The organism is Phyllobacterium sp. K27 (assembly GCF_054796155.1).
The window spans coordinates 2253356-2268992 of the sequence record NZ_CM139240.1 but is presented as its reverse complement, the minus strand read 5'-3'; the positions used below and the strand labels follow the sequence as shown (position 1 = coordinate 2268992).

Genomic DNA, 15637 nt, shown 5'->3' with positions numbered 1-15637 from the left:
CGTCTTTCTCGGTGAAATAATTGTTGGGATGTGGAGATTGAGGCGCAGTTCAAACCGCTGTCGCAGACAAGCAAGACGTGACCTGTTAAAGGTCAGAATGCGCAATTTCGATGATTATACAGCTGCACAGAACTGTCAACAGCAGGGCCTCGCCCTTGAGGAACCGGACATCATTTGCTTTTCATCGCAATTTGACAGATCAAGGCAGCATTAATGGCAGTAGACTGAGATAAGTGAAATGAACTTTGAAAACCCAACACGCCAGACGGCGGTGCTTCAGCTTGATGCTGTCAGCAGAAGCTTTGGTGCAGTCGATGCGCTTAAAGATATATCGCTATCGATCCGGGCCGGTGAAATCATCTGTCTTGCCGGCCATTCCGGCTGCGGCAAGTCATCGCTTCTGAGAATTATTGCAGGCGTGGACAGACCCGACAGTGGCGCGCTTTTCATGCAAGGTGAGGAAGTCGCCGGACCGCAGCATTTTGTAGAGCCTGAAATGCGCAAGATCGGATTTGTATTTCAGGATTATGCGCTCTTTCCACATTTGACAGCCGAACAGAACATATTGTTTGGCTTAAAGGCCCTGCCGAAGCAACAAGCGCACAAGCGCGCTCAAGAAGTGATTGAGCACGTGGGTATCGCGTCGCTTATCAAACGCTACCCGCACATGCTTTCCGGTGGTGAACAACAACGGGTTGCGTTAGCGCGCGCCCTCGCCCCCAGCCCCGACATTCTGCTTATGGACGAGCCATTCTCCAGTCTGGATTCCGGATTACGGCAGAAGGTTCGAAACGACACATTCCGGTTGTTGCGCGAGCTGGGCACAACGGTCATCATGGTAACGCATGATCCGGAAGAGGCACTCTCCACCGGCGATCGTATCATCCTCATGCGGCAGGGACGTATTGTACAATCGGGCACTGGATATGAGCTGCACGACACACCCAATTCCCCCTATGCGGCGGATTTCTTTGGAGATTTCAACAAGGTTCCAGGCATCTACCGCAATGGACATATTGAAACGGCAATAGGCACCTACGCCTGCAAGGCGGCTCTCAATGAAGGGGCGGCGGCCCTCGCCTATTTACGCCCTCAAGCGATTTCAGTTACCCCTGACCAGGGGCAACTGGTGGGAAAGATAGCAAATCGGATATTCCTTGGTGACACTGAACAGCTCATGGTCAATGTCAAAGGGCTGACTGAGCCGTTACATGTGAAGACATTCGACCGACTTCCCGGCACGGCCGATCACATAGGTATTGTTGTAAAAGCCGAAGGTCTGCTCGTTTTTGCTGCGTGACAAGCACCGTTAGAACCAGATCAACATTTCGTGATAACCAAATGTTCGCATTAAAAACTTGATAATGTTGATCAAGTATGGTTTGGGCTTGACTGTGTTTTTCATTTCCAAGGGGCTGACAATGCATCCAACCAATATGGCAAAATCAATTATACTGGCAGGCACTCTGGCGCTCACTGCGGGCACAGTATCGGCTGCCGAACTCAATATTTATACCACCCGGGAGCCTGGCTTGATTCAGCCATTGCTCGACTCTTTCAAGGCCTCGACGGGCATCACGGTCAATACTGTTTTTCTGAAGGATGGACTTGCTGAGCGCGTTGCCAGCGAAGGCGAAAGCTCACCTGCCGATATTCTCATGACGGTTGATGCCGGCAGGCTTGTCGATCTGGTTGATAAGGGATTGACCCAGCCGATCGATTCCGCAGTTTTGACGGAATCTGTTCCGGAAACCTTGCGCGATCCAAAGGGCAACTGGTTTGCCCTATCCATGCGCGCTCGTGTTCTTTATGCGGCCAAAGACCTTGATCTTGCCAGCTTCAATTACGAAGACCTTGCTGATCCGAAATGGAAGGGCAAGATTTGCATTCGCTCAGGTCAGCATCCTTACAATACAGCTCTGTTTGCCAGCTATCTGGCACATTATGATGCAGCCGAGACAGAAAAGTGGCTCACTGCGATTAAAGACAACCTCGCCCGCAAGGCTGGCGGCGGTGACCGCGACGGCGCCAAGGATATTCTTGGCGGAATCTGCGATATCGCAATTGCAAATTCTTACTATGTCGGTCTGATGCGCTCCGGAAAAGGCGGCGAAGAGCAAGTCAAATGGGGTGAGGCAATCAAGGTCGTGCTTCCAACCTTCAAGGATGGAGGAACGCAGGTCAATATTAGCGGTGCCGCGGTTGCAAAGCATGCTCCAAACAAGGCCGAGGCTATCAAGCTGCTTGAATATCTGGTTTCCGATGAAGCACAGAAGATCTATGCCGAAGCCAATTTCGAGTATCCTGTAAAGGCTGGTGCCAAGGCTGATCCGATTATTGCCTCTTTTGGCGAACTCAAGATTGACTCAACACCTTTGACCGACGTTGTTAGCCATCGCAAAGAAGCCAGCGAACTCGTAGACAAAGTCGGTTTCGACAACTAATCAAAAAGGACAGGCGCCCGGATTCACGGGCGCTTGTCTCTTATTTTGGATGGATGCGAGTTTGACCACCCCGTTAGCAATAAACCGGCGGCGCAGCCGTTGCGGATCGGGATGGATTATCTCGGCGGCAATTGTAGCCGTTCTGGTTCTCTTGCCTGTTTTCGTATTGGTGTTGCAGGCTATTCAGGGCTCCTCCGGGCTCTGGTCTCATCTGCTTGCGACCACCCTGCCCGCCGCATTGGCTGATACACTTATCTTACTTTGTGGCGTGGGGCTGCTTGTCGCGATTCTGGGCACAGGCGCGGCTTGGCTTGTAACCGCCTATGATTTTCCGGGCAGGCGTGTCTTGGAATGGGCACTCATCCTACCTCTGGCAGTTCCCACCTATATTATAGCCTATGCCTACCTCGATATTCTTCACCCAATAGGCGTCGTTCAAGGTGCAATCCGCTGGGCCTTGGGCTTTTCCAGCCCACGCGAGTTCCGCCTGCCAGACATACGCAACATGACCGGCTGTATCATCCTGCTTGGTTTTGTCCTCTACCCTTACGTATATATTCCGACTCGCGCACTCTTCCTCATGCAGTCGTCCAGCTTGATCGAGGCGGCCCGCACACTTGGCGTTTCGCGACGCCAAGTATTCTGGCGGGTGGCTTTACCCCTCGCCCGCCCCGCCATAGCTGTTGGGGTCAGTCTGGCGCTCATGGAAGCGTTGAATGATATCGGTGCGTCCGAATTTCTCGGTATCCGCACGCTCACAGTCTCGATCTACACGACATGGGTCACACGAGCCGATCTGCCGGGAGCTGCCCAGATCGCGCTTTCGCTGCTTTTCATCGTCGTTGCACTGGTGGCAATAGAGCGTTGGGCAAGGCGCGAGCAACGCTACTCCATCAGTGCGCAGAGAAGTCGCATCTCTGAGCCGCTGCGGGTAACCACGCGACAAGGAATGGTCTTATTCTGCATCGGATCTCTCCCGGTTCTCATAGGATTTGTTTTCCCGGCCACATATCTCGCAACCGAAGCTTGGCGACGTGTGCAGTTTGCGGGCCTCTCTTCCCGCTTTTTGGCTGAAGCGACCAACACAATTGTTTTTGCCTTTACGGCGACAATCGTCACCGTGGTACTCGGGGTTTTGCTTGCCTATGTTGCCCGCCTTCGACCGGGGGCGGCATCTACCTGGTCTTTCAGGCTGGCGACAATCGGTTATGCAGCGCCCGGCACCGTTATAGCCATTGGAGTTCTTATCCTGCTGGCAGGGCTCGACCAGTTCATTGACAGAAATGCCATGGCCTGGTTCGGTGTTTCGACCGGCTTGCTTTTCATGGGATCAGGCGCGGCGCTGATCTATGCTTATGCTACACGGTTTCTCGCCATATCGGCAGGCGGTATGGAAGCCGGGTTGACCCGGATACCGCTTTCGTTCGATCACGCCTCGCGCACGCTCGGCCAAAGCGCCAGCGGTACATTCAGGCACGTCCATTTGCCTCTGTCAAAAGCGGCTTTGACGGCCGCCGCCCTCCTCGTCTTTGTGGATTGCGTGAAAGAGCTGCCCGCCACATTGCTGCTGCGCCCGCTCAATTTTGAAACATTTGCAACGCATCTATACGGCGAAGCAGCGCGTGGCACTTACGAAGAAGCGTCAATTGCAGCGCTTGCTATTGTCGTCATAGGCATATTGCCAGTCATTCTATTGTCCAAAGTCGGGCGTAGGAGCTGATCCACTTCTTGCAAACATTGATCGCTTGTTGTGGACAATCGAGCGTGCCTTTGCATGTTCGATGGCTGTGGCGAGCGACCTCGCCTATGGTCATTTAATGAAACCATCGCGCGATATCACACGTCTTTTGGACATCATGGCTGCCCTGCGCACGCCCGTTACCGGCTGTCCATGGGATATCGAGCAGGACTTCAAGTCAATCGCGCCCTATACGCTTGAAGAAGCATTTGAGGTCATTGATGCCATCGAGCGCAATGACATTGACGATTTGCGTGAGGAACTGGGCGATCTGCTGCTTCAGGTCGTGTTTCACGCACAAATGGCTGAAGAAATGAAGGCATTTGATTTTGGCGATGTCGTGCAAGCCATCACGCACAAGATGATACGTCGTCATCCGCATGTTTTCGGTGATGAAGACGCCCGCGGTGCGGGCATGGCCAAAGGCATGTGGGACAAGATCAAAGCCGAAGAGAAGGCTGAGCGACGTGAACGCCGGGCAGCATTGAAGCTCGAACCTACCGAGCCGAATGGTTTTCTCGATGATATCCCGCAAGGCTTTCCATCGCTGATGCGGGCTTTGAAATTACAGCAAAAAGCCGCCAAAGTGGGCTTCGACTGGTCGGAGGCACTTCCCATACTCGACAAGATTGAAGAAGAAATTGCCGAACTGCGCCATGAAATAAGCGTTGGCGACCAACAAAAGACTGAAGAGGAATATGGCGATTTGCTGTTCGCCATGGTCAATCTCGGTCGGCATTTGAAACTGGAGCCGGAAAGCGCATTGCGTGGGACGAACGAGAAATTCCGCACACGTTTTCATTACATTCAGCGTAAGCTGACAGAGCGTCAGCAATCACTTGAAGATGCGACACTAGACGAAATGGAAGCGCTCTGGAGCGAGGCAAAGACCAAAAAGTAATCAGCCTTTGTTTTTTAGCAGCTTCTCTTGCAAAATGGCATTTGAAACAGCCGTCATCTCCATCGAGAGAACAACAGAACCATCGTCCTGATCTTTGCGCTTCACATTACTGGAATGCTGATAAATCCAGTCAATGAGGCCCATTTGCTCGGGCTTCAACGTAAGCTTCACATGTGCAAGCTTCCCGGCAATGCGATTTTCAATTTCGGCCAGCAGGATGTCTACACCTTCTCCGGTGATCGCCGAAACAGGAATTGGATGCTCATTGCCCGTAGCCGCTGCGCTCAGTCGTTGCGCGGATTCTCTGCCCGGCTCATCCAGCAGGTCGATCTTGTTCCAGACCTCAATGATGCGCTTTGTATCGCCTCGCTCAATTCCTAGATCGGCCATGATGGCATGAACGTCTTCTGCCTGCGCGGCCGTATCGGGATCGGAGATATCGCGTATGTGCAGGATCAAGTCTGCCTCGACCACTTCTTCAAGGGTCGCCCGGAATGCAGCAACAAGATGCGTTGGCAGATTTGAAATGAATCCCACTGTGTCGGACAGGATAACCATTTCGCCGTGCTGCAGTCGTATACGTCGCAAGGTTGGGTCAAGCGTGGCGAAAAGCATGTCTTCTGCCACCACTCCGGCACCGGTCATACGATTGAACAGTGTGGATTTACCGGCATTGGTATAACCTACAAGCGCAACGATTGGATGCGGAACCTTACGGCGCTTGCTGCGGTGTAGCGCGCGTGTGCGAACAACCGTTTCCAGCTCGCGCTTGATCCGCAGGATCTTTTCCTGCAACGCACGTCTATCAGACTCAATCTGGGTTTCACCCGGTCCGCCCAGAAACCCGCCGCCGCCTCGTTGCCGCTCAAGGTGGGTCCAGCTGCGAACCAACCGCCCCTTCTGATAGGTCAGATGGGCCAGTTCGACCTGCAATGTACCTTCTTTTGTCTGCGCACGGCGACCGAAAATCTCCAGAATAAGTCCGGTTCTATCAAGAACCTTGGCATTCCAGGCTTTTTCAAGATTGCGCTGCTGCACCGGCGTTAGCGCGTGATCAACGATCACCAGCTCAGCATGGGTTTCCTCGATAATTTCGGCAATCATGTCGACCTTGCCCGAGCCGAGCAGGGTTGCTGGCCGCGGCGCGGGCACCTGCACGATATCGGAATGGACAATATCGAGATCAATGGCGCGAGCGAGACCCTTGGCCTCCTCCAGACGCGCCTCATCACTGCGTTGAAACTCGCGGAAGTAGGCAGGCGCTTTGTGATCCTCCTGCTTGCCGCCATCTGTGAAGCGATGCGGCAGCACCGGAACTATGACAAGCGCGCGAGTAGATTCACGGGCGGTATCGCCATCTCCGGCAATTCCGCCCTTTTTGTCTGCGTTACGCGTATTTTCTTTGGTCAAATGCGGTTAGTCGCTTTCTTCAACTTCGAACATCTGCACAGGCTGACTTGGCATGATGGTCGAAATGGCATGCTTGTAAACAAGCTGCGAATGGCCGTCGCGGCGTAAAAGCACGCAGAAATTGTCAAACGAAGTAACAATACCGGTCAGTTTTACACCATTTATCAGGAAGATTGTCAGAGAAATCTTCTGCTTTCTGACTGAGTTCAGAAAAAGGTCTTGAAGATTCTGCGATCGTTCAGCCATTGTTTTTATCCTTTTATGCGATCAGCAAATGTGTCTCGTGCAAAATTCTGCAGTCGAAACAGGTAACCCTGCCCCAACAGGAGGCGGAAAACAGCGTTTGTAAAGTCCCCTCACTCACGGGTTAACAGGATGGCGTTTTTTCCGCAATCTCAAAAAACGCTTCACGTAACGAAAGTGTTATCGTACCGGGGTGCCCGTTTGCGACCACAACGCCATCAATGTTAACAACCGGCATGATTACAGTGGTTGCAGCGCTGATGAAAGCTTCTTTTGCACTTTTTGCTTCATCGACCGAAAATCCCCGCTCTTCAATTTTCAAACCAAGTTTTTTAGCCACGTCAAAGATCGTTGTGCGGGTAATGCCTCTCAAAATGCCGGTTTCCGCGGGCCGTGTAACGAGAACACCATCCTTTGTAACAATCCACGCATTGGTGGCAGCACCTTCCTTCACGCTCCCGTCTGGATCAACAAACCATGCCTCTTGAGCGCCCTGCTCTTTTGCCTGCTGGCGAGCCAGCACGTTTGGTAGAAGCCCAACCGACTTGATATCCACCCGCTCCCATCTGTTTTCAGGCACTGTTATTATCTTGATACCCTTTGCAGCACGCGCCCCTGATGCAACAGGGCTGGTACGTTTGGCAGTGACTACCAGTGAAGGCGGCGTATCGGCCGATGGAAACACATGGTCGCGGCGAGCAACACCGCGCGTAACCTGCAAATAGACAAGACCATTGTGAACCTTGTTCCGGCGCACCACTTCCTTGATGATGACCTGCAACGCCCGGCGCTCCATGGGCCAGGCGATCTTCAGCTCTGACAGTGAACGCCCAAGCCTGTCGAGGTGCCGCGTCATATCCATGATATTACCGCGCGCTATCTCACAGACTTCATAGACGCCATCAGCGAACTGGTAGCCGCGGTCTTCAATATGAACGCCCGCTTCTGCATGCTGCACATATTGTCCGTTTACATAGGCAATCCGGGACATTCTCGGCCCTCCTTAGAATGTACCAAAGACGATACGCATGGGCGTTGGCAGATCAACGCGCTTGCCGGTGTCTTCCAGTGCGCCCGTCTCAATATCGCGCTTGAACACAGCAATACCGCCGCCTTTCTGGTTTGATACGAGCATGAATTTTCCGGAAGGGTCGATAACGAAATTGCGCGGACCAATACCTTGCGATGGTGTCCATCCGATCAATGAAAGCTCACCGGAGTCTTGGATGGAATAACTGACAATGCTGTGGTGGCCACGGTTAGATCCGTACAGGAAACGACCATCGGCGCTGACGGCAATCTCGGCGCAAGTATTAGTCTCAGTGAAATCATCAGGAATTGTCGGCAAAGTCTGCAATATCGTCAGACTGGCCTTCTCACAATCATAATCCAGAACTGAAACAGTACAGTTCAACTCGTTGATAACATAAGCAATCTTTCCATTGGGATGAAACGTCAAGTGGCGCGGCCCCGCACCTTCCGGGAATTGTGTGAAAGGCGTCGCTGCCAGTTTCAGCTTTTCACCTTTCCTCGGCAATTCATAGGCTATGATCTGATCCAACCCAAGATCACAAACAAACAATGTCTTGTTGTCCGGACTGGCGACCGCGCAATGACCATGCTGCCTTTTATTGGTCGGCAGGATCGCGTTTGCACCTTCATGACAAGCGGCGGCAAAGGCCGGATCAACACCGCCATCCTCGCGAATCGAGAAGGCTGCAACTGCATTGCCTGGACGCTCTCCCAACGGGGCAACGGTATAATTGGAGGCGAAAACCGCCTCACCCGTCTGATCAAAGCCCAGATGGCACGTCGTATTCCCAAGCGTGGACTGCATATTGATGTAAGACAGCGCACCGCTCTCTGGGTCAAACTTGAACGCGGCGACAAGATTTTCATTCCATTCCGGGATTTCTACCGCTGCGTAGAGACGCTTGCGTTGCTCATCTATCGCCAGATAACCCGGATTATCGATTGCAAGATACTCACTGGCAAGCGTGAGATCGCCGGTTTCAGCGTCAAACTGAAAGACACTGATGCCCTTGCCTTGACCGGGCAAGGCATTGCGATTCAGGTTTCCGACAAAAGCAAATGTTTTGGACATTGATATACTCACGGATTGGAAGCTGTGAAATGGAGAATTTCGCTATCGGCTGAACCAGTTTCGTCATGCAAGCGTTGTCGTTTCATCACTGAGGTCCAACTTTAGAAGAACTCAAGACTGACCCGGAACATCTGTTCAACCTGCTTGACTGTCTCTGCCGTCGCAAAAAGCACCACCCGGTCTTTTGGCTTTATGCGGACATTGCCATCGGGCTTGATGACTTCACCGTTGCGATAGATCGCGCCGATCCGCAAGCCAGCAGGCAAATTGAGCTCACGCAAGGGTGCTCCAACCATCGGCGAGGTTTCCAGCGCCTCTGCCTCAATGATTTCCGCCTGCCCTTTCTGGACGCTGTGAACAGCACGGATTCGACCTCGGCGCACATGTTGCAACACTCGGGAAATCGTGACACTGCGCGGACTGATATGCGCGTCTATACCCAGCGATTTGCTCAGATCAAGAAAGTCGGGATTATTGATCAGCACCAGATTGGATTTACAGCCCATTCGCTTCGCCATGACGCCGGCAAGCATATTGACCTGATCGTCATTTGTCAGGCTGACCATCAGGTCAGCGTCCTGTATCTCAGCCTCATAAAGCAGTTTCTGGTCCAGTGCGCTGCCATGCAGAACCAGGGACCGGCGAAGCTCGTCCGCTATGGTATTAGCCCGTTTGAGGTTGGGCTCTATCAGCTTTACCTTGGTTTTCGGCTGCTTTGCTTCGATGGTCTGCGCAACATGAAGTCCGATATTGCCGCCGCCAGCAATAACGATGCGGGTCGCCTCGGGCTCCTCATGACCGAATAACGCCAATGTCCGGTGTATCTGCGATTTAATAGCGGCAACATAGGCTATATCGCCGCTAAACATCTGGTCTGTGGAGCGAGGTATGAACAGCTTGTCATTACGCACAATCGCCATGACTGTCGCGCCCAGATCTGGAAAAAGATCGGTAAGCTGAAACAATGGCGTGTTGATAACCGGGCAATCTTCAAGGCATTCGATGGCCAATACCGCAACATTCTCGTCGGCAAATCGAACAACATCACTGACGCCGGGAAGCGCAATGCGCCGCAATACCATTTCACCAACTTCCAATTCCGGTGAAATGATCACATCGATGGGCATGTGATCGCGTGAGAACAAATCCTGATAGTGTGATTGCAGATAGGCCTGCGCGCGGATACGGGCGATTTTTGTGGGTACGTTGAACAATGCATGTGCGACCTCACATGCGACAATGTTCACTTCATCATAGAGCGTGGCAGCAATAATCATATCGGCCTGATCCGCGCCTGCGGCGGCCAAAACATCCGGATGAGCGCCATGTCCGACGAAGCCGCGAACATCCAGCGTATCGCCGATAACCTGAATGAGTTCAGCGGAAGTATCGATCACGGAAATATCGTTATCTTCGGCGGCCAGCCGTTCCGCTATGCCATAACCCACCTGGCCCGCCCCGCAGATAATTACACGCATTTTACTATACCCCGAGGGACTTTAACTTCCGGTGCAGTGCCGAACGTTCCATACCAACGAATTCAGCAGTACGCGAGATGTTTCCACCAAATCGGTTTATTTGTGCGATCAGATATTCCTTCTCGAAACGCTCACGCGCCTCGCGCAAGGGCAGCGCCATAATGTGCTGGTCGGATTCTGTGGGTGCCTTGGGCAAAGTATCGCCAATTTCCGCAGGCAGCAAATCTGCCGTGATAACTGCCTCAGGATCGTCGCCGCGAGCAAGGATGATCAATCGCTCGACATTGTTGCGCAACTGCCGAATATTGCCCGGCCAGGAGTGTGATTGCAAAACCGCCATTGCATCAGGGCCAATCTTGCGTGGCTTGATACCAGCCTGATCAGCAATCTGTGCCATGAAAAAGTCAACGAGAGCTGGAATGTCATCGCGGCGGTCAGCAAGTGGCGGCACGATAACCGGAACCACTGCAAGCCGGTGGAACAGGTCCTCACGGAAACGGCCTTCCGCAATCATTGCCTCAAGGTTTTGTGCCGTCGAAGAGATGATTCGCACATCAACCTTGATCCGCTTGGTACCACCTACCCGCTCGAACTGCTGGTCAACCAGCACACGCAAAATTTTGTTCTGCGTTTCGCGCGGCATGTCGGCGATCTCATTGAGATAGAGAATGCCGCCATGGGCCTCCTCCAGTGCACCAACCTTGCGTTCGCCTCCGTCGGATTCAGTCCCGAAAAGCTCAACTTCCATACGTTCAGGTGTGATGGTCGCTGCATTGAGATTGACGAACGGGCCCTTTGAGCGGCTGGATAAGGCATGGATTGCCCTGGCCGTCAGTTCCTTACCGGCACCCGATGGCCCGGTAATCATGATACGACTATTGGTCGGTGCCACGCGCTCGATCGTTTGCCGCAAATGATTCATCGATAGCGAAGAACCAAGCAGCTCAAAGCTCTCCGTCGAACGTTTGCGCAAATCAGAGACTTCACGGCGAAGTTTGGAGGTTTCAAGCGCACGCTCAGCAATGAGAATCAACCTGTCAGCCTTGAACGGCTTCTCAATGAAATCATAGGCGCCCCTACGGATCGCCGAAACTGCGGTTTCGATGTTTCCGTGACCTGAAATCATGACGACAGGAATTTCCGGATGACGCAGCTTGATCTCATCGAGTAGAGCCAGACCATCAAGACGGCTGCCCTGCATCCAGATATCAAGGAAAATGAGACGCGGAATTCGTTCGTCTATGGCAGCCAGCGCGCTGTCCGCGTCCGATGCAACGCGTGCATCATAACCTTCGTCGCTCAATATGCCTGCAACAAGCTCGCGGATATCGACTTCATCGTCGACTACAAGAATGTCAGATGCCATTTGAATTCACCTGTTTTGCCGATTTATCGGGATTTTCTGAAACTGCTGAAGCAGATTGGTTTATTGGAAAAATCATGCGGATCATTGCGCCTCGCCCCCCATAAAAATCGTCTGGCGCATCATGTAGTTCGATTTGACCGGCATGGTCCTCGACGATCTTCTTGACGATTGCAAGGCCAAGACCGGTGCCTTTGTCGCGTGTGGTCATATAGGGCTCAAGCAAGCGCTGACGATGTTCGCGCGGCAGCCCTTTGCCACTGTCGAGAACTTCAACAATGATTGAAGCCCCCTCGACGCGCGATCTGATAAGGATATGTCCATCCAGGTGCCCTTCTTTGACAACTGCTTCCACCGCTTCAGCGGCATTCTTGATAACATTGCCAAAGGCCTGCCCCAAAAGACGGCTGTCAAATTGCCCCAATAAAGGCACGGCACCGAAATCCCGTTCAAAACGGATGTCACTGCGGCTTACTTCCACCAGGAATGAAGCTTCCCGAAGCGCTTCGCGCAAATCCATCGTCTTGATCTCCGGCTTCGGCATGCGGGCAAAGGATGAGAACTCGTCAACCATACGACCAATATCGCCAACCTGCCTGATAATTGTTGCCGTGCATTGATCGAAAACTTCACGGTCCTCGGTGATTACCTTGCCGAAACGGCGGCGCAGGCGCTCTGCGGAAAGTTGGATAGGAGTCAGCGGATTCTTGATTTCGTGCGCAATACGGCGCGCCACATCCGCCCAGGCAGAAGAGCGTTGAGCCTCCACAAGGTCGGTAATGTCATCGACAGTTACAACATAGGAATGTTCCATAGATTCAGCGTCTTCCACGGTAATTTGCACGTTGAATGTCCGGGCACTGCCTCGACGCGACATGGTCACCTGTTCACGATAGACAGATCGTCCGGTTGCATGAGCGACCTCAAAGACCAGACCGATCTCAGGGACCAGCGCGGTCAGGTTTTTACCGTGTGATGTTATAGGGTCGAGCGCCAACATTGTTTCTGCGGAGCGATTCACGATGCCTATTGCACCATCGGCATTGACGCTGACAACACCCGCAGTAACGCCCGACAGCACAGCCTCTGAAAAGCGGCGGCGCTCATCAATCTGATCTTTTGCCGAAACAAGATCTTTGCGCTGCGTGCCCAATTGCCGAACCATCGTGTTGAATGTCTGGGATAATGAGCCAACATCGCCGTCAGAACGATGGACGGGAACCGAAACGTTCAGATTTCCTGTGGCAACATTATCCGCTGCACCGATCAACAGGCGTATCGGACGCACAAGACGATCTGCAACCGCAATACCAGTCCATATTGCCGATAACAGGAGTGTCAGCGTAAGTCCGAAATACAGCATCGCAAAAAGAATTTGTGTCGTGACGCCATTGCCGTCGGCTGCAATTGCAGCGTCAGCATTCTTCTTCTCCATCGCCCGGCTGGTATTGAGAATATCCGGATCGACCGGCCGGATCGCGTAAAGAAACACATCCGGAATTGTGCGTAATTTTATGACGGCGCTTAACAGATTGGTCTGATCCGGCGGTATGAGCACGGGTTTTCCGTCGGAAGCAGTCTCCAGAATCGACTTTGCAACGATCGGAATTGCAGTGCCGGTCGAAATATCAGCACGCATAACCGTGCTTCCATCAGCTCGAATGATCGATGCTGCAATCATGTTCCGCCCAAGCGCCTGCTGTGTCATCAGCCGGACAAAACCGCTTCGGTCCAGATCGAACAATGTGCGTTGCGCGTCCAGATCCTCGACCATTTCGAGGCTCGAGGACTGCAGACTTCGTGCGCTCTCCTGAATATAGGCTTCCGCAAGGCTGATCGATGACTTTACAATCGTCGACGTTCGCATTTCGAACCATCGATCAAGCCCCATATCCAGAGTGATCGAGGCAACAATTGCCACGATCATGGCAGGAACGGCGGCTACAAGCGAGAAAAGAACAACGAGACGTACGTGAAGACGAGAGGCCGCCTTTCCGCGATGTCTTGCCTGTACGACACGGTAAATTTCGCGACCAATCAACAGAATCAGCGCGATAATCAAGACCGCGTTGATGCTCGTAAGCAGTAACGTTACGTCGCCATCGGGATGGATCGGCGTCACGCCAGTCAGAATGAGAAAGGTAACGCCCGTCGTCAGCAGTGCTAAAAACACAGTTGCGATACCCAGACGTGAAAAAAATCTCTGCGTTACGCCGCTTGCCGCGCCGGATACAGAACCGTTCATTGTATTGACCGAGTTTGACAAGAGCATTGCTATGTGACCCCAACCAAGTGGCACTCATGCAACACATTGTGGCGGAAATGCAACGCCTTGTCATTCGCGCTAGCCGAAATGCACAGCCATTTGTAATAGTCGACATTAAATCTCAACAATTCAGTCAACTATTAAAACTTACGGCGTTTTACGCATAGATTCTTCACAGGCCTTGGTTGTAGTAAAGGTGCATTAACTCCGCGGTGGTTGCAATGACGACCTACGATCTTTGGATGACTAAATTCGGTAATATGTCACCTTATAAACAGGTCGTCGTAATGGTACTGATGGCGGCCATCGCCGCAAACTTCCTCGCCATGGGCTTCTTTGTTCTCGTCGATTTGGGACAGATGGGCAACGTCCTAATTGTGACAACAGCCATCGTCGTTATCGTGAGTGCTCCTCTTGGTTCATTTCTTGTCGGCATGAACTTTCGGCTGAAGCAGACCGCTCAGCTGCTTGATCTGGCATCGCGCAGGGACGATTTGACGGGGCTATCAAACAGGAACGAATTCTATCTCCAGGCGCAAAGGCAAATTACCTTATGCGACCCGGCAAAAAGCGCTGGCGCAATCCTCTACATTGATGCGGATCACTTCAAATCGATCAATGATCGTTATGGCCATGCCGTTGGTGACAGTGTTTTGCAGGAAATAGGCATCCTGCTGCGCTCGGTTATTGGCGAATGGGATTTTGCTGCGAGATTTGGTGGCGAAGAATTTGCTGTCTTTCTGACCAATGCTGACATTGGCAAGGCTGACTGGCTTTCACACAAAATTCTGATGGGTATGCAGGAGATTCCTACATATTTGCAGATCCATGAACTCGACGTCACGGTCAGCGTTGGCATTGCTATTCACCAGCCTGGTCAGCTCTTGGAGGAAGCCCTCGTGGCAGCTGACAAATGCCTCTATGCTGCTAAAAACCAGGGGCGTAACCGTATTGTTCACGCAAATAGTGAGTATGTAGAGTCATATGAGCCAAAGCGCCGAGTCGTTTAAGTCCGTGTGTCCTCATTGGCGGCAATATTCGTCTGCTGGCCTTGAAAAAACAAAGCTGAAGCGTATCTGCAAATCAGCCAGTCGCACTTGAAGTTGGCATCTGAACTTTAGCGCAACAATGATCCTCCAGGAAAAACTCTTATGTCCAATTCGACCTATGCTATTTCGATTCCGGCCCTTCTACGCGGGCTGTCCATCGTTTCATCGCTGATTGAGAAGGCGGAAGCATTCTCTACCGAGAGGAAAATAAGCCCGGATGTGCTTGTTAATGCACGTCTTGCACCGGACATGTTGCCATTCTCTGGTCAGGTCCAGCGGATAAGCGATACTTCCAAAGCTGTTATCGGCCGCCTCACCTCAATCGAACCACCTAAAATGCCGGACGACGAGAAGACGTTTGCAGAATTGCAGGAGCGCGTTGCAAAAACAGTGGATTTTTTGAAAAGTGTGGATGAAAGCGCGTTTCGCGATGCTTCCTCAAAGGAAGTGACGCTTAGCTTTGGTAAATTGAAGACGACCCTTAGCGGTGATGACTACATTACCAAGTTCGTGTTGCCGAACTTCTATTTTCACGTCACAACCGCGCAGAATATCCTGCGCCACAACGGCGTTTCGGTCGGAAAACTCGACTATCTCGGACCGATTGCCTGAGCAGGATACGAAGGGCGGCCATTTATGCG

At 52.4% G+C, this 15637-nt stretch carries 13 protein-coding genes; 6 read left to right on the top strand and 7 right to left on the bottom strand.

The features are described from left to right. The first annotated feature begins 238 nt into the window (after positions 1–238). The 4 genes from ACYJL1_RS11045 to mazG all read left to right on the top strand — a co-directional run bounded on the left by ACYJL1_RS11045 (position 239) and on the right by mazG (position 5083). Positions 239–1300 carry an ABC transporter ATP-binding protein gene (locus ACYJL1_RS11045; protein WP_460895453.1) on the top strand — a complete coding sequence of 354 codons (1062 nt, stop codon included), beginning with the start codon at positions 239–241 and terminating at the stop codon, positions 1298–1300. Between the two features lie 136 nt (positions 1301–1436). Continuing rightward, positions 1437–2444 (top strand): Fe(3+) ABC transporter substrate-binding protein, encoded by a 1008-nt coding sequence (locus tag ACYJL1_RS11040; protein WP_460898015.1) that lies wholly within the window; start codon positions 1437–1439, stop codon positions 2442–2444. Between the two features lie 49 nt (positions 2445–2493). Beyond that, positions 2494–4164, top strand: a complete 1671-nt coding sequence (locus tag ACYJL1_RS11035) for an ABC transporter permease (protein ID WP_460895452.1) — start codon at positions 2494–2496, stop codon at positions 4162–4164. Between the two features lie 97 nt (positions 4165–4261). After that, complete coding sequence (mazG, locus tag ACYJL1_RS11030; RefSeq protein ID WP_460898014.1) at positions 4262–5083, top strand: nucleoside triphosphate pyrophosphohydrolase; 822 nt, start codon at positions 4262–4264, stop codon at positions 5081–5083. Here the strand turns inward: mazG and hflX are convergent, their stop codons facing one another. The 7 genes from hflX to ACYJL1_RS10995 all read right to left on the bottom strand — a co-directional run bounded on the left by hflX (position 5084) and on the right by ACYJL1_RS10995 (position 13953). After that, positions 5084–6493 carry a GTPase HflX gene (hflX, locus tag ACYJL1_RS11025; RefSeq protein WP_460895451.1) on the bottom strand — a complete coding sequence of 470 codons (1410 nt, stop codon included), beginning with the start codon at positions 6491–6493 and terminating at the stop codon, positions 5084–5086. 6 nt (positions 6494–6499) lie between these two features. Continuing rightward, positions 6500–6739, bottom strand: coding sequence for an RNA chaperone Hfq (gene hfq, locus ACYJL1_RS11020; protein WP_008129219.1), 240 nt, complete (start codon positions 6737–6739; stop codon positions 6500–6502). A gap of 121 nt (positions 6740–6860) precedes the next feature. Further along, a complete protein-coding gene (locus ACYJL1_RS11015) occupies positions 6861–7727 on the bottom strand; it encodes a D-amino-acid transaminase (RefSeq protein ID WP_460895450.1) in 867 nt (288 codons plus the stop codon). Between the two features lie 12 nt (positions 7728–7739). Next, positions 7740–8840, bottom strand: coding sequence for a lactonase family protein (locus ACYJL1_RS11010; protein WP_460895449.1), 1101 nt, complete (start codon positions 8838–8840; stop codon positions 7740–7742). A gap of 101 nt (positions 8841–8941) precedes the next feature. Next, positions 8942–10318, bottom strand: a complete 1377-nt coding sequence (gene trkA / locus ACYJL1_RS11005; RefSeq protein ID WP_460895448.1) for a Trk system potassium transporter TrkA — start codon at positions 10316–10318, stop codon at positions 8942–8944. 4 nt (positions 10319–10322) lie between these two features. Beyond that, the gene (gene ntrX / locus ACYJL1_RS11000; protein WP_460895447.1) at positions 10323–11684 is read right to left on the bottom strand and encodes a nitrogen assimilation response regulator NtrX; all 1362 of its coding nucleotides are present in this window, start codon (positions 11682–11684) and stop codon (positions 10323–10325) included. Further along, entirely contained in the window at positions 11674–13953 is a 2280-nt protein-coding gene (locus ACYJL1_RS10995) for a sensor histidine kinase NtrY-like (protein WP_460895446.1), read from the bottom strand. The genes ntrX and ACYJL1_RS10995 overlap by 11 nt, the downstream gene beginning before the upstream one ends. Positions 13954–14168: 215 nt before the next feature. On the opposite strand from ACYJL1_RS10995, the gene ACYJL1_RS10990 reads away from it, so the two are divergent. Together ACYJL1_RS10990 and ACYJL1_RS10985 are read left to right on the top strand one after the other, a co-directional pair. Next, the gene (locus ACYJL1_RS10990; RefSeq protein WP_460895445.1) at positions 14169–14957 is read left to right on the top strand and encodes a GGDEF domain-containing protein; all 789 of its coding nucleotides are present in this window, start codon (positions 14169–14171) and stop codon (positions 14955–14957) included. A gap of 141 nt (positions 14958–15098) precedes the next feature. Beyond that, positions 15099–15608, top strand: coding sequence for a DUF1993 domain-containing protein (locus ACYJL1_RS10985; protein WP_460895444.1), 510 nt, complete (start codon positions 15099–15101; stop codon positions 15606–15608). Positions 15609–15637: the final 29 nt, after the last annotated feature.

Excerpts from the sequence above, each read along its gene's own strand:
- ACYJL1_RS11045 (WP_460895453.1), top strand. The coding sequence starts at position 239 with ATGAACTTTGAAAACCCAACACGCCAGACGGCGGTGCTTCAGCTTGAT.
- ACYJL1_RS11040 (WP_460898015.1), top strand. The coding sequence starts at position 1,437 with ATGGCAAAATCAATTATACTGGCAGGCACTCTGGCGCTCACTGCGGGC.
- ACYJL1_RS11035 (WP_460895452.1), top strand. The coding sequence starts at position 2,494 with ATGGATGCGAGTTTGACCACCCCGTTAGCAATAAACCGGCGGCGCAGC.
- mazG (WP_460898014.1), top strand. The coding sequence starts at position 4,262 with ATGAAACCATCGCGCGATATCACACGTCTTTTGGACATCATGGCTGCC.
- hfq (WP_008129219.1), bottom strand. The coding sequence starts at position 6,739 with ATGGCTGAACGATCGCAGAATCTTCAAGACCTTTTTCTGAACTCAGTC.
- ACYJL1_RS11015 (WP_460895450.1), bottom strand. The coding sequence starts at position 7,727 with ATGTCCCGGATTGCCTATGTAAACGGACAATATGTGCAGCATGCAGAA.
- ACYJL1_RS11010 (WP_460895449.1), bottom strand. The coding sequence starts at position 8,840 with ATGTCCAAAACATTTGCTTTTGTCGGAAACCTGAATCGCAATGCCTTG.
- trkA (WP_460895448.1), bottom strand. The coding sequence starts at position 10,318 with ATGCGTGTAATTATCTGCGGGGCGGGCCAGGTGGGTTATGGCATAGCG.
- ntrX (WP_460895447.1), bottom strand. The coding sequence starts at position 11,684 with ATGGCATCTGACATTCTTGTAGTCGACGATGAAGTCGATATCCGCGAG.
- ACYJL1_RS10995 (WP_460895446.1), bottom strand. The coding sequence starts at position 13,953 with ATGCTCTTGTCAAACTCGGTCAATACAATGAACGGTTCTGTATCCGGC.
- ACYJL1_RS10990 (WP_460895445.1), top strand. The coding sequence starts at position 14,169 with ATGACGACCTACGATCTTTGGATGACTAAATTCGGTAATATGTCACCT.
- ACYJL1_RS10985 (WP_460895444.1), top strand. The coding sequence starts at position 15,099 with ATGTCCAATTCGACCTATGCTATTTCGATTCCGGCCCTTCTACGCGGG.